General features: G+C 51.9%; 14 protein-coding genes. 13 read left to right on the top strand and 1 reads right to left on the bottom strand.

Annotated elements, in window-relative coordinates; genetic code table 11:
* The first annotated feature begins 221 nt into the window (after positions 1 to 221).
* Complete coding sequence (locus HMPREF0201_RS09410; RefSeq protein ID WP_039899282.1) at positions 222 to 551, top strand: SMR family transporter; 330 nt, start codon at positions 222 to 224, stop codon at positions 549 to 551.
* 39 nt (positions 552 to 590) lie between these two features.
* Here the strand turns inward: HMPREF0201_RS09410 and HMPREF0201_RS09405 are convergent, their stop codons facing one another.
* Positions 591 to 1,139: a helix-turn-helix domain-containing protein gene (locus HMPREF0201_RS09405; RefSeq protein WP_016536363.1), complete on the bottom strand. Its 549-nt coding sequence runs from the start codon at positions 1,137 to 1,139 to the stop codon at positions 591 to 593.
* A 105-nt stretch (positions 1,140 to 1,244) separates the two neighbouring features.
* On the opposite strand from HMPREF0201_RS09405, the gene HMPREF0201_RS09400 reads away from it, so the two are divergent.
* The 12 genes from HMPREF0201_RS09400 to HMPREF0201_RS09345 form a co-directional block, all read left to right on the top strand.
* Positions 1,245 to 1,904, top strand: a complete 660-nt coding sequence (locus HMPREF0201_RS09400; protein ID WP_039899280.1) for an AzlC family ABC transporter permease — start codon at positions 1,245 to 1,247, stop codon at positions 1,902 to 1,904.
* Positions 1,904 to 2,227 (top strand): AzlD domain-containing protein, encoded by a 324-nt coding sequence (locus HMPREF0201_RS09395; RefSeq protein ID WP_016536361.1) that lies wholly within the window; start codon positions 1,904 to 1,906, stop codon positions 2,225 to 2,227. Before HMPREF0201_RS09400 ends, HMPREF0201_RS09395 begins: the two co-directional genes overlap by 1 nt.
* A gap of 152 nt (positions 2,228 to 2,379) precedes the next feature.
* Positions 2,380 to 2,619, top strand: coding sequence for a DUF2554 family protein (locus HMPREF0201_RS09390; RefSeq protein WP_016536360.1), 240 nt, complete (start codon positions 2,380 to 2,382; stop codon positions 2,617 to 2,619).
* 117 nt (positions 2,620 to 2,736) lie between these two features.
* Positions 2,737 to 4,362: a TIGR04028 family ABC transporter substrate-binding protein gene (locus HMPREF0201_RS09385; RefSeq protein WP_016536359.1), complete on the top strand. Its 1,626-nt coding sequence runs from the start codon at positions 2,737 to 2,739 to the stop codon at positions 4,360 to 4,362.
* Positions 4,363 to 4,373: 11 nt separating this feature from the next.
* Positions 4,374 to 5,318, top strand: coding sequence for an ABC transporter permease (locus HMPREF0201_RS09380; RefSeq protein WP_016536358.1), 945 nt, complete (start codon positions 4,374 to 4,376; stop codon positions 5,316 to 5,318).
* Complete coding sequence (locus HMPREF0201_RS09375) at positions 5,315 to 6,175, top strand: ABC transporter permease (protein ID WP_016536357.1); 861 nt, start codon at positions 5,315 to 5,317, stop codon at positions 6,173 to 6,175. The genes HMPREF0201_RS09380 and HMPREF0201_RS09375 overlap by 4 nt, the downstream gene beginning before the upstream one ends.
* The gene (locus tag HMPREF0201_RS09370; protein WP_016536356.1) at positions 6,172 to 7,791 is read left to right on the top strand and encodes a dipeptide ABC transporter ATP-binding protein; all 1,620 of its coding nucleotides are present in this window, start codon (positions 6,172 to 6,174) and stop codon (positions 7,789 to 7,791) included. Before HMPREF0201_RS09375 ends, HMPREF0201_RS09370 begins: the two co-directional genes overlap by 4 nt.
* A complete protein-coding gene (locus HMPREF0201_RS09365; protein WP_016536355.1) occupies positions 7,788 to 8,837 on the top strand; it encodes a putative FMN-dependent luciferase-like monooxygenase in 1,050 nt (349 codons plus the stop codon). The genes HMPREF0201_RS09370 and HMPREF0201_RS09365 overlap by 4 nt, the downstream gene beginning before the upstream one ends.
* The gene (locus HMPREF0201_RS09360) at positions 8,831 to 9,925 is read left to right on the top strand and encodes an alkylhydroperoxidase domain protein (RefSeq protein WP_392397298.1); all 1,095 of its coding nucleotides are present in this window, start codon (positions 8,831 to 8,833) and stop codon (positions 9,923 to 9,925) included. The genes HMPREF0201_RS09365 and HMPREF0201_RS09360 overlap by 7 nt, the downstream gene beginning before the upstream one ends.
* Before the next feature lie 152 nt (positions 9,926 to 10,077).
* Positions 10,078 to 14,736 carry a hypothetical protein gene (locus HMPREF0201_RS09355; RefSeq protein WP_016536353.1) on the top strand — a complete coding sequence of 1,553 codons (4,659 nt, stop codon included), beginning with the start codon at positions 10,078 to 10,080 and terminating at the stop codon, positions 14,734 to 14,736.
* A 170-nt stretch (positions 14,737 to 14,906) separates the two neighbouring features.
* Positions 14,907 to 15,971 (top strand): hypothetical protein, encoded by a 1,065-nt coding sequence (locus tag HMPREF0201_RS09350; protein ID WP_016536352.1) that lies wholly within the window; start codon positions 14,907 to 14,909, stop codon positions 15,969 to 15,971.
* A gap of 768 nt (positions 15,972 to 16,739) precedes the next feature.
* On the top strand, positions 16,740 to 18,572 hold a 1,833-nt coding region (locus HMPREF0201_RS09345; protein ID WP_016536350.1), incomplete at its 3' end, for an inverse autotransporter beta domain-containing protein.

Here is an 18,572-nt window from a genome sequence, read left to right as displayed (position 1 = left end):
ATGTTACAAAGGACAATATACTAAATAATTTATGACTTTAATTAAAGAACAACTCCAAATTAACATTCAAACCAGTCGGATAATCTGCAATTAACAATAAAGACAGTTAATTCATAAACCAGGTGATAATCACTCTTTTTTACCTTCAGGGGGCTTCCGCAACCGCCGTCCGCCAGGCAAAATGGCGCTCCGCAATTGCCCTCTCTCGTTGGAAACAAGACATGACCTACAGCTGGCTTATTCTCGCAATCGTTGCCGAAGTGATTGCCACCACCGCATTAAAACTCTCCGACGGCTTCAGCCGCCTGTGGCCCAGCGTGGTGACCATTTTGTTTTACGGCGTGGCATTCTACGCGCTCTCTATTACTATGCGCACTATTCCTACCGGCATAATTTACGCTATCTGGTCCGGCGCGGGAATTGTGCTTATCGGCCTGATTGGCTGGTTTTTCCTCGATCAGAAGCTCGACTGGCCTGCTATTGCAGGGATGGCGCTGATTATTCTTGGCGTGCTGGTGATTAATCTGTTTTCCAAATCCGTCGCCCATTAATAATGCCCGGTTGCGGGGAAAACAAAAAGCTACCCGTTTTTAATTTTGCTCGGCAATCATAATTGCCATGGTATCCGGCTCCAGCGCATTAAATATATGCGGCTGGTCAGCCGGGTAACAAATGTAATCTCCAACGCCTAATTCTTGTGGAGCATCCACCAGGCCAATTAGCGCCCTTCCCTGAGTCACAATAATATGCTCGACCGATCCGGGCGAATGAGGTTCTGAAAGCCTTGGCGTGCCGGGCTGCGCTTCCAGTAAATAGATATCCCGCCGCGCGCCTGGCGGGCAGGTAGCGAGCAATATTGCCTCATAATTAGCGTGCTCCGAAGAAACCCGGCTCCCTTCCCCTCGCCGTATAATCTGCGTTCTGGCACTTTGTGGCTCCAGCAGCGTGGCAAAAGGAATATTCAGCGCAACGCAAAGCGCCCACAGCGTTTCCAGGCTAGGATTACCGTTCCCGGCCTCAAGCTGAGAGAGCGTGGATTTTGCAATTCCGGCGCGGCGGGCAACTTCCGCCAGCGACAGCCCGGCGCGGTTTCTCTCCCGGACCAGGCTCAGGGCTATAGTGTCTATCGGCTGCGTCATGGCATCACCCGCTGTTCGGTAAAATGAACGATTCGTTCGCTTGATATAGCATCAGATTGCGGTCATTATAATGAAAAATTCGTTCGATATGGAAAACATTAGATGATGCGCAAACATCTTGCCGCTCTGCCGGGCGACACCAAAAAGGCGATTTTCCTTGTCTGCCTTGCCGTGGGCGTGGTCGGTGTCTCTTACGGCTCGCTGGCAATGGCCTATGGCTTCCCGCTCTGGCTGCCGGTTTTGGCCTCTTTTGTGGTGCTGGCCGGGGCTTCTGAATTTATGTTTATCGGTATTATCGCCAGCGGCGGCAACCCTTTTGCGGCAGCCATGGCCGGTCTGCTGGTTAACGCCCGCCATATTCCCTTCGGCGTAGCGGTGCGCGAACTAGTCGGCACCCGCCTGTTAAGCGCCGTCGGCTGCCATATTATGAATGACGAGAGCGTTGTTTTCGGACTTTCCCAATCCTCACCGGAAAAACGTAAAGCCGCCTACTGGCTATGCGGTACCGGCGTGGCGCTGTTCTGGCCGGCGGGAACCCTGCTCGGCGCGGGCGTAGGCAGCCTGCTTCCTTCTCCTGAAGTTATCGGCCTTGATGCCGTATTCCCGGCTATTCTGCTGGCGCTGGTGATCCCGGCGTTTAAAAGCCGCACCACCCTGGTTCGCGCTTCAACGGGAGCGGCGATTTCGCTGGCGGCTACGCCGTTTGCGCCGGTCGGCCTTCCGGTACTGCTTTCGATGCTTGGCCTGCTGGCGAGGAAAAAATAATGGACAATACCCTGACGATTATTGCCGGGCTGGCGGTGCTTTCGGCCGGTACGTGGCTGATGCGCTTTAGCGGGGCAAAACTTGGCGGCAGAATGGCGCTTTCTGACCGCTCGCAAAAGCTGCTTAACGACGCGGCAACCACCCTGCTGTTCTCGGTTGCGCTGGCGACAACCTTCTTCGAAGGCTCCCACTTTGCCGGATACGCACGTTTTGCGGGCGTGGCCGTCGCCGTGTTCCTGGCCTGGCGTAAAGTGCCGCTTATCTTCGTTATTCTTGCCGCCGCGCTGGTTACCGCGCTTCTGCGACTGGCCGGGCTCCACTAAGCTGCACACTTCGCCTTAACCAGACCACAACAAAACCGGTTCCTTGCCGGTTTTTACCTTGCTGACAAACCTTTAACGCACTTTTGAAAAGTCGAATAGTTTCGCGGTGGCATTATCGCTAAAGTGGCTTCGTTTCGCCGAGGAGAAGCACGATGGCCAAAAAACACCGACTCAACACAATCCTGTTATTAATTGTTACCGCTCTGTTCTCCGGCCAGACCATGGCAGAGCGCCAGGGGCATGAATACTTCGTAGTGAAAGATGTGGATATCCAGCTGAGTCACCAGGCCGACAGCGATGAACTGCGCCAGGCGGCAGAGGATTCTGCCGATGATTTCCGCGAACACCACCATGAGGTGACGCACAGACGTCCAGCCAGCTATTTGCGTTAAGTGAATTTCTGACAATCGTTAGCAGTTTTTCTTCGTTCTCATCCTTTATTGCCTGAGTTGTTATGAGTTTCAAGGCGCGCCAGCGCCGCTAACAATCAGACAATAAAGGATAACACCATGCCATCATCGCCTCGCCGGACCGCGCTTGCCCGCGGCCTGGCATTAGCAGCAACTTTTGCCGCTTTCCACGCCAGCGCCGCCCCGGTAAAAGGCGGGGAATTGGTTTACCTTGAGCAACAGGCACACACCAACCTTTATCCGCCAGCCGGGGGCTTCTACCCGAACGGCGGCATTTTGAACCAGATAACCGACAAGTTAACCTGGCAGAACCCGAAAACCCTCGAAGTGGAGCCGTGGATTGCCGAGTCCTGGACCAGCAATGCCGACAAAACCGAATACACTTTCAAACTGCGCCCCGGCGTGACGTTCTCGGACGGCACACCGCTGGATGCCAACGCGGTAGCCAAAAACTTCGACACTTACGGGTTGGGCAACAAAGCCCTGCGCCTGCCGGTTTCCGAAGTCATTAATAACTACGACCATAGCGAAGTTGTCGACCCGCTGACCGTTAAGTTTTTCTTTAAAAAACCGTCGCCTGGTTTCCTGCAGGGCACGGCCACCATCGGTTCCGGCCTGGTATCACTCAAGACCCTGGGACGAAATTTCGACGAGCTGGGCGACGCCCGCAATATCATCGGCTCCGGCCCGTTTGTGGTGCAAAACGAAACGCTGGGGCGTGAAGTCGATTTAGTGGCCCGCAAAGATTATCAGTGGGGGCCAAAGAACAGCCCGCAGCAAGGCCCGGCTAACCTCGACGGCATTAAAATTCTGGTCACGCCTGAAGATAGCGTGCGCATCGGCGCGCTGCTGGCGGGCCAGGCGGACTTTATTCGCCAGGTCCAGGCCTATGACGAAAAGCAGGCTACTGAGCAAAAATTCCCGATCTATGCGGCACCGACTCGCGGCGTCAACGACGGCATAGCCCTGCGCCCTGACAACGCGCTGGTTGCCGACGTAAAAGTGCGCCAGGCGCTGCTGCACGGCACCAATACCCAACAAGTGGTCGATACGCTGTTTTCGGCTAACTACCCGGTGGCAACCTCGGTTATCGCCAGTTCTGCGGCGGGCTACGTTGACCTGCGCGACAAGCTGAAATATGACCCGGAGCTTTCTAACAAGCTGCTGGACGAAGCGGGCTGGAAAAAAGCGGCCAACGGAATACGCGAGAAAGACGGCAAGCCGCTGTCGTTAACTATCTATGAATCTCTGCCGCAGCCGCAAAACAAAGAAGTGCTGCAACTGGTAGCCCAGCAGTGGAAGCAGATTGGCGTCGGCCTGAGCGTGCGCGCCGGTGACGCAGGCAGCCGCGTGCTGGACACCAATAATCCACAGAAAACGGCGGTAAACGTGATTGAAGTTGGCCGCGCCGACCCGGACGTTATCAAGAGCCAGTTCCACCCGGCAAACCGCGATGCCCTGCTGCAAAAAGGCGGCCTTAGCGCCACATCTCAGTTTAGTGACGACAGGCTGAACGCCCTGCTGGTGGGCATCTCGTCCGAAGTCGACTCGCAAAAGCGCCTCCAGCTTGCCGGTGACGCTCAACGCTACCTTATCGACCAGGCGTATGTGATTCCAATTTTCGAAGAGCCGCAGGTCTTTGCCGGTGCGCCGTGGCTGAAAGGCGTGGCCTTTGAAGCCGTGGGACGACCTTCATTTTATGCCGCATGGCTTGAGAAACACTAAGGGGAGCGACGATGACACGTTATCTGACCGGGCGTTTTGCTCAGGCGGTGCTGGTACTTTGGGCGGCCTACAGCGTGTCGTTCATTCTGCTCCAGCTGCTGCCGGGCGACGCCATTTTGATTAAATTCCAGAACCCTGACCTGGGCCTGAGCGCGGCGCAAATTCAGGAAATGCGCGTGGTCTACGGGGAAAGCACCCCAATCTGGCAGCAATACCTGACCACGCTCGGCAATATGCTGCGCGGCGAGTTCGGCTACTCGGTGGAGGCCGGAGTTTCGGTCAGCCAACTGATCGCCGCTAATCTGCCTTCGACTTTACGGCTGGCGGGGCTGGGTTTTGCCGCTGCCATCGTGCTGGCGGTGGCTATTTCTGCCGCTTCCACCCTCGCACCTTTACGCTGGCTACGCACCCTGTTTGCTAATCTTCCGGCGCTGTTTGTCGCGGTGCCGACTTTTTGGCTCGGCATCGCGCTTATTCAGCTGTTTTCCTTCCAGTGGCGGCTGATTCCGGTTATCAACCCCGGCTTCTGGCAGGGATTGATTTTACCCGTTGCCACCCTCGCCGTACCGATTAGCGCCCCGCTGGCTCAATTGCTGATGCGTAATATCGACCAGGTGCTGACTCAGCCCTATGTCTCCGTTGCCAGAGCAAAAGGCGGCAGCCGCGCAGGCGTGCTGTGGCGGCACGTTGCCCGCAATGCGATTCTGCCGGTGCTGACGGTTGCCGGCCTGCTGCTGGGCGAACTTATCGCCGGGGCGCTTATCACCGAAACCGTATTTGGCCTCAACGGCCTGGGGCAGCTTACCCAGCGGGCGGTGAACAACCAGGATGTTGCCGTTTTGCAGGCGGTAGTGATGATTTCCGCCCTCAGCTTTGTGGTGATTAACCTGCTGGTGGACCTGATTTATCCGCTACTCGATCCGCGTCTTCAGTCCGTTCGGGGGGCTACCGCATGACTACCGTTGATATTAATACTCCGCTGCCTCGCCGCTCTTTACGTCGGCTTTCCGGCTTTAAAACTGACTTCCAGCCCGGCCTGTGGCTTGCCTGGTTAACGGTGATCATCGTCGCGCTTTGGGCGCTATTTCCTTCGCTATTTACCGCCTGGAGCCCGACCGAAGGCGTTGCCGGGGCGCAGCGGCTTGCGCCCCAGGCCGGACACTGGCTCGGGACAGATCAGCTTGGCCGTGACCTTTACGCCAGAATTGTCTGGGGAGCTTCTCATTCTCTTTCAGGTGCGCTGGTGGCCGTGGCGCTTGGGCTGGTTGTTGGCACCGCACTTGGGGTGCTGGCCGGGGCAACAGGAGGCAAAACCGAAAGCGCTTTAATGCGCGGCGTTGACGTCCTGCTGGCTATCCCTGGCCTGCTGCTTTCCCTGAGCGTGATAATCCTGCTCGGCTTCGGCACGGTCAACGCGGCCATTGCCGTGGGTATTACCTCTATCGCCAATTTCACGCGTCTGGCGCGGGCCGAAGTGGTTCGCGTGCGGCACAGCGACTATGTAGAAGCGGCGGTGGGCAGCGGCGGAACCTTCTGGCAGGTGCTCTGGCGCCATATTCTGCCAAACGCCCTCACTTCGGTATTCGCCTTTGCCGCGCTGCAATTTGGCAGCGCCATTCTCGCGCTCTCTACCCTGAGCTTTCTCGGCTACGGCACGCCGCCGCCTACGCCGGAATGGGGCCTGCTGATAGCCGAAGGCCGTAACTATCTGGCAACCGCCTGGTGGCTCTCAACCTTCCCCGGCATCGTCGTGGTTGCCGTGGTGCTGGCCGTTAACCGTTTAAGCCACTATTTTGCCGGGAGAGTTGCATGAGTACGCCGCTGTTAAAGATTGAAAATTTGAGCATCGCCTGGCGCCAACGCGGGGGGAACAAACGCGTGGTTCACAATGCCTCGTTCAGCCTGAACGCCGGTGAAGTGCTGGCGATAGTCGGCGAATCCGGATCGGGAAAGACCACGCTCGCCCAGTCGATTATCGGCCTGCTTGGTGAAAACGGCGTCATCGAGTCCGGGGAAATACGCCTTAACGGCGAACCAATTAGCCGCTGGTCTGAACGCCAGCTCGACGCCCTGCGCGGCGCCAGCATTAGCCTTATCCCGCAGGACCCGGGCAGTTCGTTAAACCCGGTCAAAACTATCGGGCAGCAGGTTGCCGAGGTGCTGAAGCTCCATACCCGCATACCAAAAACGCAGCGTGACGAGCAGGTTGTTGCCCTGCTGGAAAAAGTCGGCCTTAGCCACCCGGCGCAGCGTGCTGGCCAGTATCCGCACCAGCTTTCCGGCGGTATGAAACAGCGGGTTTTAATCGCCATGGCCATCGCACTTAAGCCCGCGCTAATTATTGCCGACGAGCCGACCAGCGCCCTGGACGTAACGGTACAAAAACGCATCCTGGACCTGCTGGATAACCTGCGCCGTGAATCCGGCACCGCCGTGCTGTTTGTCACCCACGATTTAGCGCTTGCCGCCCAGAGATCTGACCGCATTCTGGTCTTCCGTGACGGCATGATCCAGGAGTCAGGGTTGACTGCCGACGTGGTACAGCGACCCAAAAATCCTTATACGCGACAGCTGTTTGCCGACGCGCCGGGCCTGTCCCGCACTTTACGCCCGTGGCCGCTACGTGCGCCACAGACGGCAGCTATCGAGATCCGCAATCTCAACCAGAATTTCTCTCTGGGCAAAGGCAGCGAGCAAACATTACGTGCGCTGGATGACGTGTCATTTACCGTTGCCCGGGGAACAACCCACGCCCTGGTGGGCGAGTCCGGCTCGGGTAAATCGACCCTGGCACGCATTCTGCTGGGCTTCCAAAAACCGGACTCCGGCAAAGTGTTGATAGGCGGTATCGACACCACCGCCCTCAGCCCTGAAGCCCGGCGGCAGCTACGCCAGAAGATTCAACTGGTGTACCAGAACCCCTTCGCCTCTCTCGACCCGAGCCAGACGCTGTTTCGCATTATTGAAGAACCGCTGCTCAACTTTGGCAAGTATTCAAAAGCGGAGCGCCGCAGCCGGGTCGAAGCTATTACCGAACGGGTAGCGCTCCCGCTGGAGGTTTTAACCCGCAGGCCGCGCGAGCTTTCCGGCGGACAGCGTCAGCGCGTTGCGATCGCTCGCGCGCTGATCCTGGAACCTCAAATTCTGGTGCTGGATGAAGCCACTTCTGCGCTGGACGTCACGGTGCAGGCACAAATCCTGCGCCTGCTGGACGACCTGCAACGGCAGCTCGGGCTTAGCTACCTGTTTATCTCTCACGATCTGGCGACCGTACGGCAGCTTGCGCACAGCGTTTCGGTGCTCCGCGCCGGTCAACTGGTGGACAACGGCCCGATAGCCGACGTGTTCAACGCGCCTGCCAGCGATTACACCTGGCAGTTGCTCAACGCCATTCCCGATACCGGCCTCATTCATAAGGACGTAGCATGACGATTAAACGCCTGGGTTTCTTCACCCGCCTTCTTGACCACGCGCCTGCCGCAGAGCGCTACCGGCTGGCAACCGAGCAAATTATTCACGCCGAATGGCACGGTTTTGATGCCGCGTGGGTGGCGCAGCACCACTTTCACGAAGCGGAAGGCGGCCTACCCGCTCCGCTGGTTTTCCTCAGCCATGTTGCCGCCCATACCCGCCGTATCCGGCTTGGCACCGGGATAATCACCCTGCCGATGGAATCGGCGCTGCGCGTTGCGGAAGATGCCGTGGTGCTCGATCTTTTGAGCAGTGGCCGCCTTGAACTGGGCGTCGGCTCCGGCGGAACACCGGGGTCATTTCCGGCATTTGGCCTGCAAAGCAGCGAACGCGGTAAAATTTATGCCGAAAACCTGGCGCTGCTGCGCTCGGCGCTTAACGATGAGCCGCTCAGCGGAACGGATAATCATCTCTACCCGGCGTCTCCGCTGCTGAAAAGCCGTATCTGGCAGGCAACATTCTCGGTGGACGGCGGTGCAAGAGCGGGTAAAGCCGGTGACGGACTGATGTTATCGCGCACCCAGCCCCGAAGCCCGGACGCGCTCGACACGCCGCTGGACGCGATTCAAAACCCGATAATAGATGCTTATCTGGATGCCTTACCCGACGGCGTGGAGCCCAGGATTCTGGGTTCACGCACCGGGTTTGTTACCGACGACGGTCAACTGGCTCGCCAACTTGCGGCCAGAGGACTTCGCCAACAGGCCGAGCAGCACCGCGCGCAGGGTCACCCGGTTCCCGGTGACACGCTGGACCACCACATCGCCGCATTTGATGTCCACCTCGGCACGCCGCAGCAGGTCATCGAGTCACTACAGCGGGACAGCACATTGCAACGCGTGACCGATCTTTCGTTCCAGGTTCACTCCATCGATCCGCCCCACTCCTACATTTTACGATCCATCGAACTGCTGGCGGAGCACGTTGCCCCTGCGCTTGGCTGGGTGCGCAGCGGCGCTCGCCCCGGCACTACATCTTCGACACTGGCTAAGGAATCATTATGAGTCATCAGGATTTACTCGAACGGTTGGCAGACATTACCCCCGGCTCCGCGCTGGCGGAGGCACGCAAAACTCGCGAAGCCGCAACGGCACATGCCCAGGGCAGCTATGACGCGCTGTTTGGCGAACTCAGCGCCAGCGGTCTGACCCTGGCCGAACGCCTGCACCTCGCCCGGCGCGTAGCCGAATGGCATGACGACGCGCAGTTGGCAGAACACTACGCCGAACGCCTGGCGGGAAAAGCCGCAAGCGAACGCTTTGAACAGGCTCTGGATCACGCAGAACGGCTCAGCTTCCAGCCGGTGCAGGCCACCCCGAACGACGTTCAGGCCCTGAGTGAAGCGGGGTTTAGCGAAGAAGAAATAGTGACACTGTCACAAATTATCGGCTTTGTTGCCTTCCAGACCCGCCTGCTGCGCGGCCTGCGCCTGATTGGGCGACAGCCGGTAAACGGCGAGCAGGTCCGTATTCCAGGCGCGGGAGAATGGCACCGCCAGCCGCAGTCCCACACTGGCAAATCGGCACCGCAGGCCTTCACCCAGGCCGAGCTTGGCTGGGAACCGTGGATTGCCGCAAAAACTTACGCGGAGTTTACACCTGAACAGCAGGAAACCCTGAAGCGCTTCGGCCACCAGGACTCCGACTACTTCCGACTTCTGGGGCGCAACCTGCCGGTGCTGGAACAGCGAACGCTAACCGATAAAGGCATTTTCTATACGCCCGGCGGCCTGCCGCGCGCCGAGCGTGAATTAGCTGCGACCGTTGCCAGCAAGGTTAACGGCTGCATCTATTGCGCGTCGGTACACGCCCGTAAAGCCAGCCAACTCTCTAAACACAACGAATCGGTTGAGCGCCTGCTGGCTATTGCACCCGGCAATACGCTTAGCGACGGGCAGTCTCCACGCTGGCAGGCGGAAATTAACTTTTCAGCCGCGCTTTCTGCCACCCCGACAAGCGCCAGCGCACAGCAAATAAACGCCCTCAGAGAGCAAGGTCTTAGCGAGCTGGAACTGCTTGATCTGGTGCAATCAACCGCATTCTTTGCCTGGGCAAACCGGCTGATGCTAACCCTCGGCGAACCGTTTAACTGATCGATAAATAACCCCCTTGCCCTCTTCGCTGGGGCAAGGAATATATCCCTCAAGCCGCTGCCCCCTATTAAGAGCGTTTTCTTTAATTAAAGATCTTAATTAAAGAGTTAAATGTGAATGTTATTTTCATATTAGCTTTTACAAGAGGTAACATGCCGAATGCTCATATCAGCCCCCCTTGCAACTTCCACATTTCATATTTATCTACATTCAGGCCGTCCGGGGACAATGCTATTCTAATAGCGGAGGAGCCGGATACCTGGTTCGATGCTGAAGACAGCATCCGGGTGGAGGAAGCCTGGTTTGATGCCAGCGACACCACCTGTAACGGGAAAAATTCACCCGAACAAAATGCAGACTCACTTGTTCCTTTCACCGAGGATTGCCGACGTAGCATTCAGCAGTTGATGGCAACGCTGGGCAACCATGAAGAGAGCAAAATCCTCTCTTTCTGTCTTTCAAAATTACTCCCCGGTGTTCCCGCCAATCTCGCTATTGCCGCCAACAGTCTGTATAGCGCCATTACCGAGCGCAGAAATATAGATACAGCGATATTGCAGGCGCTCGGGCTGGCTTCCTGGTTCTTGCCCGACAACACTATCTTTTCTCAATCTGCCTGCTATATCAGAGAGACGGTGACCGGCTGGCTTGGAGAGGCCTTCGTGCACCAGTTTCTGGGCGATGCGGAAAATCAATCATCCAGCACGGTGTTCACCGCTTTGGCCGTCACCGCTCTGGTTGCAAAACACTGGATGAGTGACCGTGGTGCGGCCCAGCGCGGATTGCTCAGGCTTCCGGCCTCCATCGCCAATCTTTTTATCCGCCTCAGCCACTGCTGGAATGCGCTGGGCCTGATGGCTCGTAATAACCTCCCGAGGGGTTCACTACAACAGGCACCTGCTTTCGAGGTTGATAGCTGTATTGAAGTATCCGGCGCGCCCTCAGCTTCCAGGATTACCGCGTTTACGTCGAATTCAACTGCCACTCCCGAGTCTTTCATCCGTGGTACGGTGCAGAACAGGCCACTAGTCGTTCCGGAAGCAGACGGCTCTCTGGCTGAACAGGCACACCTGCTGGCGGTAGATAAATTCAGGCAGCAAAGTGGGCTTTCACTGCTGATGAACTGTGCCACCCGCTGCGCTAAAACCCATCAGCAGGTGAACAATAGTGTTATTACGTACACCCACCTCAATACCCAATGCGATGCCACAACCCACCCGAAACCGCTGCCTCCGGAGATAGAAGGCAGTATTGTGCAGGCTTATTCTTCCCCGGCGGCGCAAAGGTCTGGGGGGGAAGCCCTGCTTCCTCTGGTCGCGGCGGCAGCGGCTGCGCCATTGGCGACTTCATATGTGCGGGCATTAAAGAGCAAAACGGTCATTGCCGCCGGCACCGTAGCAGGTATGACAGGGCTTGGCTTAGCCGGAAAAGTACTGTGGGACAGAACCGGATCACCGCATCAGGCAGAGGCAACAACAGCTGATGGGCAAAGCAGTGAACTCCCGCCGGGCAAGGTCAAACGGCACCCGGCTGATAAGCCACCTACAGTTATGAATAAAGAAAATCACAGCATTATCAAAATGCTTAGTAAAAAAGGCATTCTATTCTTAGATGAAACGGAAAAAATCAGTACTGTGAGTAAAGAAAAAATGCTTGCTGCGCTGGCCAGTTATCTATTTAAGAAAAATCACAACGCAACTGAATATAAAACAAAAATAAAATTACTCGCCAGTAAAATTTTAGCAGCCAGCTATCAATATGGGGGAGCGAAAGATGAAAAAATTTCTTTTGCTCAAGCAGGCTCGGTGGTGCGGAGGTGGGTATTTAATAATGTTCTCGGCTGCTCCCCAGAAAAGATCCTTATAGATAAGATGCGCTCATATTATTTTAAACAAACCTCAACCATTAAAGATGCTTATATTCAGTTAACAATAAGCCAACTATATATTACTGGAACATTAAAAGACGACAAGGTTCCTTTATCACAACGTAGCGCATTAGCTGATATGTGGAACGCCTTCCTGATGGAAGAAATGCCTTTTCTTAACTTCTCACACGGACGAGTAGCCAATCTCAAACTAAGTAATTACGATTTAGCCAATCTCTATACTGGCTCTCGCTTTTTACAACTCAACTCTGACAAAGCCTATACTTATCAGGAGGCGATGAGCACAGGTGAAAAAATGTGGCAGTTAGCCGTCAATGAGGGAATAGCGGAAGATAATATCATTTATTATAAATTCCCGGCACTGCTATTCACAACTTTATCCCCTTCAACAGATGGATATTGGGCAAGTGATAATGAATTTGATGATATCAACCGCTACATCCTGTACAGAAAAGAAATAATGACATTAGAGCAAGATATAGAAAATAAGTACACAGCCTATCATTCTGCAACTCTACAATGGCTCAATAAAGGCAAGTTGGCAGAGAAGATAATTTCTCAGTGCCCTGAGATCCCTCATATTCGAGCTATTCGCACTCCAGGCTTCGGTGCACAAGAGATCGACTGCGACAAATTTCCGGAATCATGTAAGGAAACAGACCAGAAAGCAGCAAAAGAATTTTATTTACGTGGCACAAAAAAACCTTGTGGCGAGGCTCCTGATAGTCTTGACGTCGAATATAAGAAACTTACCGCCGCCGTGGCCGACACGTTTCGTGAAATAGATCCATACCTCATTCAATCGGCGATGAAATCGCTGAGCAAAGATGATTACGATATGATTTCATCGCCCGAGTCCTTTGTGTACCCTGCGGATATTCACGTACGCTCTCAGCGACCTGCATGGGGCTCTATGGGCGGCGGCGTTCATATTAATGACTTCGATATCCGACTCAACAAAACGGACATCTTCGCGGTTCATAACAATGGAATGGAACGAATATATGCATTACAGGGAGTCAATAGTGATACAGAGGGCTACAGAATTATCCGTGTAGACCGCAATATTGAGAGTTTTATCAACCACGGCCTGTTCGATTATAGTTTTGATAAGAATTTTACAATTAATGATAGGGACTTAACTTTCACAGCTGGCTCCGACAAGTTCAAATATTCATTTAGTATAAATAAAACCGCAGGAAAGTATAATGATGAAGCCGCTCTTGTTAACTGGCTCAAGAACAAACACCGTGAAACGCTTTTCAATAATCTTTACCAATCAGGTAATGACCAATCTGAATTCCAAAAAATTTGGAGTTTCATTAAGCACTTAATTCCTTTTTATGATTGCATTGAAAGTATTGTTAACAAAGATCCTTTACAGGCAATTCCGGCATGCCTTACGGATGCCCTTTCATTCCTTCCCGTTTTTGGCCAGGCCACCCGCCTGAGTACAAAGTTTGGTATGCAAGTTGCAAAAGGGCTTAGTCACGCCCCCGCTCTGGCAGGTATAAGGAGCTGGCCAGTATTAGGGAGAAATATACTTCATGAAACGCGTTTGCCCACTTTGAAAGAGCTGGCTTTGCTTGGAGCAAATACTCTCAGAGCGGCCGATCCTGGCTTTGAATTACTCACTTTTACCGGCAGGGCTTTTCGTCAGAGTATTTTGCACCTGCTCGCCTCCGACAAAAAAACGGCTGAACTGGCAAATCGGCTTAGCCAAAATAATGGCTCCGGCTGGTCACAAAAAATAACGCCCCCAACTTCAACGATGGCAACCCTTCCGCGGACCAGCTTGCAAGTTCCCGTCATCCCGGTCGGAATAAAGAGAGGTAAAGCCATTTATGCGCGGGTTAATCCGGAAACCGGGGAAGCTTTCGGGAGCAAATACTGGCTTAATAGAATGGGGGGCCTATTTGAAATAAAACCCGCATATCGTGAGTATGGTGGCGTGAATGTCGGACAAAAAATCCCGACAGAGTTACAAAGTGATGTTGATATATTCCGCAAGTACATCAAACAACTGGAGTCCACATCATGCAATTTATCATCTGCAAGACAAAAACGGCAAATAAATTGCCAGCCGCTGAGTTTATCAACCCACTCGCTAGCGTGCGTTTTGAAATATGCAACTATTTATGAACTTTTACACCTGTCACATATCCCGGAGTTTCGTCAGTCTATAGCTCGTGCAATATATGATGCCATTGCTCATGAACCCATTTCGGCAGAAGGGGTACTTCACAGTATTGTCTATACCGCAATGGAAAATGATGACACCCATCTTCTGTCAGCCATATTGGCAGGACATGTACCCGAGTATATCTATAACCATATACTCAGCTACCACCGGGCGTTCTGGCCAAATTCAGGTGTACGTCAGGGCATAGAGTCGCCAAGAATACTGGATTTTTATTCTACTACTGGACAGACTACCGGAATCCCGGATTTAAGTGATAAGGTATCTTTTACGGCAATTGATATGGACGGTTCTGAGCGTCGGTTGAATATTCTCGCTCATGGTTGTCCGGGAATAGCATCGCTTGATATGATCCATTATATGAATGCTGATGATTTTTATAACACACTGTATATGCGGGGTATCTTATCACAGAATTTCGACAAGATAAGGCTCTTCGTTTGCTCTGGTGCCGATTCTTCTCCCGGAAAAATTAGCGTTGCTGAACGCCTTGCACAACTGACGGGTAAGCCTGTTGAGGGATTTTCCGGTGCCGTAGTCAGTTCCGTTAAATTTATTTTCGGACAATATGAATTCCCATTCTACGAATTTATTGCCAGAGAAAATTTAGCTGGTGGGTTTGTCGGCGCTAATGCAATTATAAACCATTATCGCCATTTTATCACTATTGGGATTAGCACAAATAACCCTTACCACTCCAGAATATTCAATCCTCCTGATTAGTTTTTCTCACAATAAATTTTCATAGTGAACAAGCAGCATCAAACTACTTGTTCACTACTCTGACATAGATGTTAAGCGCGAATAAAATCTTGCCACAAGTTGGCACCTTATCGCTTCATCTAAAAATATTTAATCGTCATTTTTAATCAATTTGTTATTCAGGATGAAATATGCCAAATATTCATATCAGCCCCCCTTGCAACTCCCACATTCCATATTTCCCTACATCAAGGTCGTCAGGGAATCACGCTATTTCGATAGCGGAGGAGCCTGATATCTGGTTCGATGCCGAAGACAGCATCCGGGTGGAGGAAGTCTGGTTTGATGCCAGTGACACCACCTGTAACGGGAAAAATTCACCCGAACAAAATGCAGACTCACTCGTTCCTTTCACCGAGGATTGCCGACGTAGCATTCAGCAGTTGATGGCAACGCTGGGCAACCATGAAGAGAGCAAAATCCTCTCTTTCTGTCTTTCAAAATTACTCCCCGGTGTTCCCGCCAATCTCGCTATTGCCGCTAACAGTCTATATACCGCCATTACCGAGCGCAGAAATATAGATACAGCGATATTGCAGGCGCTCGGGCTGGCTTCCTGGTTCTTGCCCGACAACACTATCTTTTCTCAATCTGCCTGCTATATCAGAGAGACGGTGACCGGCTGGCCTGGAGAGGCCTTTGTGCACCAGTTTCTGGGCGATGCGGAAAATCAATCATCCAGCACGGTGTTCACCGCTTTGGCCGTCACCGCTCTGGTTGCAAAACACTGGATGAGTGACCGTGGTGCGGCCCAGCGCGGATTGCTCAGGCTTCCGGCCTCCATCGCCAATCTTTTTATCCGTGTTAACCATTGCTGGAATACTCTTGGCAATATGGCTGGCAACAGCATCCCGCCCAACACAGCCCCGCTGCAGATTTCGATTTTTGGTGAAGATGCCGCGGAAATCACCGTGAATCCAAATGATCCCTCTCCAGTGCCAGAATCTCAGGTTACTCTCTTTTCAGCCAATTCAACCTCGACTCCTGGCACTTACGCTACAGGAAACGTTCAGACCAGGCGACCGCCTACCGCTCCAGAAACAACATCGTCTATGCGGACATTTAAAACCGAAATAACAGTAGCTGTCAGCACCGAAAGCCAATGCCAGACGTCCGGACAGCTTATCTCCCCAATACAAATGAAGAACGATAAATTTATGGATATGCTCCGGGAGAAAGATGTTCTGGAAGCATGAGAGGACGGGTCCCCCAGGAGTATGGAATGAAGCCAAACGCATGATCCCTTTTTATGACTGTGTAGCTGGTAGTAATAGCGCCCCGTGGCAAGTGGTTCCTCAATGCCTCCTTGAAGCTGTTTCATTCATTCCCACCGTTGCCCAGCCCCCAAATTTGAACACGCGGTTTGGCGCAGAGATTGCCAGCAGGACTCTCAGTTCACACTCGACGAAATGAGGGTTTTTTCGCACACTTAGCGCTCGGTTGCCCGGCAAATCGGGCAATCGGTTCTAAAATTATATTGCGTCGTTCTTTACGTTTAAAACGGTTATTACTTCCAATTAATATCTTACACCCTGCATCATATTTCATGATTGAATGTTCTGAATAGCACCAACATGAAAATTCTTAACTGGCCAGACATTGAATCTCTGGGCAATTATCTCGCTGATAATATTACAATAATAATACTTACACATCGTCCAAAGCAAACTTAACCCATTGAGACATCAATGGCGATAACATTGCATAGTTATAATTTCAAATGTATGATGATTGCCTTTCTGAAGGACAATAAAGCCGAATATCAACAAATGATTAATATCCTCATTAAATGTTATTACAAATAACATTTAAACAGCCAAGATTAACACATCATTATCTTTTGCGCGACAGCCTCATTACCTTCTCCATTTATAATGGATAACAATTATATTTAATATTTTATAATTATGTAAAACCGCCACATAAAAAATTAACATTTTTATAAATCAAGGAGATTTTTCTCTATGTTGTACTCTTACTCCAAAGGAAAGGACGAGGTACGACCGTTCTTACGTCGAATTATTTGGATTAATATTTTTATTCAGTTTACATTCCCCATTTTGTGCGTGTTTACTCCTGCAATCGCATCAAGCGTAGTTCCTAATCAACAGGAGTTATCAGCTGCCAATATCCAGCCATACACCCTGAAGGAAGGGGAGACGATTTATTCTGTTGCAAAAAAATATGGAATCAGCCCTGAGCAGTTGAGTAAAGTGAATGAGTTTCGCATCTTCTCACATGGATTCTATCATTTACGTTCAGGTGATGAGCTTGATGTTCCTAAAACGTCTGTTCTTACTCCCCTACCTGACAAGATTCAGGAAGTAAGCAATAGTCATGAGAAAAAATTTGCTTCACTTGCCTCCCAGGGCGGCAGATTCTTAACCAATTCCCCTAACAGCGAATCGGTTGCTGCTATGGTCAAAAGTACCGCAACGGGGGCACTTAACACCGAGGTTCAACAGTGGTTGAGTCAATTTGGCACAGCCAGAGTCGAGTTGGGAGTCGGGAAGAATCTATCTCTGGAAAATTCACAATTTGATCTCCTACTTCCATTATATGACAAAGGCGATACATTATTATTTGCCCAGGACAGCTTTCATCGAACCGATCATCGGACACAAGCAAACATGGGTATCGGTGCCCGGCATTTCTACGATAAATGGATGTTCGGGGCCAATGCTTTTGTAGATTACGACTTATCCAGAAATCTTTCACGCGCCGGTGGCGGTATTGAACTGGGTCGTGACTTCATGAAATTTGGATTCAATGGATACTCCCGCCTGACTGGATGGCATGACTCTCCAGATATCGAAGATTATCAGGAGCGGCCAGCTAATGGATGGGATGTTCGCTTGCAAATGTGGTTACCAGCTTTACCACAGCTAGGGGGGAAACTCCTCTATGAGCAATACTATGGTAATGAAGTTGCATTGTTTAGTATAAATAATCGCCAGCACAACCCACATGCTATTACTGTTGGGGTCAATTACACACCCGTTCCATTGGTAACGTTTGGCGTTGAGCAACGGCAAGGAGAATCAAGTAATCAGGATACTCAATTCAAAATTGATATGAAATATCAGTTTGGCGTCCCGTGGCGTAATCAACTGTCTCCAGAATCTGTAGCAATAATGCACAAACTGGCAGGCAGTCGATATGATTTGGTTGAGCGAAACAATAACATTGTGTTGGAGTATCGTAAAAAAGAAACTATTAAGCTCTATACGTTTAGTGAGGTGACTGGCTACTCTAATGAACATAAATCACTGGGGGTATCTGTCGTCAGTAAGCATGGCCTTTCACATATTGATTGGGATGCAGCGGGTTTTATAAATGCTGGCGGAAAAATTGTAAAAAATGGCACTGACTACACCCTGATATTACCCAACAGACAATCTTCTGGAGAGGATTCAAACGTCTGGACTATTAAAGGGGTTGCAGAAGACTTAAATGGAAATCGCTCTAATGAAAGTCAAACACAAGTAACCTTACTCGCTCCAAATATCAATAAAAATTACAGCAGTTTTACACCGGCAAAGAGCTCGCTTTTGGCAGACGGGAAAAGCACACAAATATTAACATTGACGCTTAAAGATAAGAATAATCAGATAGTAGATGTCAATGAAGCAAATATCAGTCTGGCGAAAAGTGGTATTAAGAGTGCTAGTGTGTCGGCGTTAACCCGTAAATCTGCTGGTGTATACGTTGTTGTAGTGACGGCAGGAACGAATGATGAGACCGTTACCTTAACGCCGTCGATACAAGATACAGTGTTGTCCTCTGCGGTTGTAACT

The organism is Cedecea davisae DSM 4568 (assembly GCF_000412335.2).
Lineage (GTDB): Bacteria > Pseudomonadota > Gammaproteobacteria > Enterobacterales > Enterobacteriaceae > Cedecea > Cedecea davisae.
Note: the sequence above shows the minus strand (reverse complement) of the source record. Positions and strands in the feature narration are given on the sequence as shown.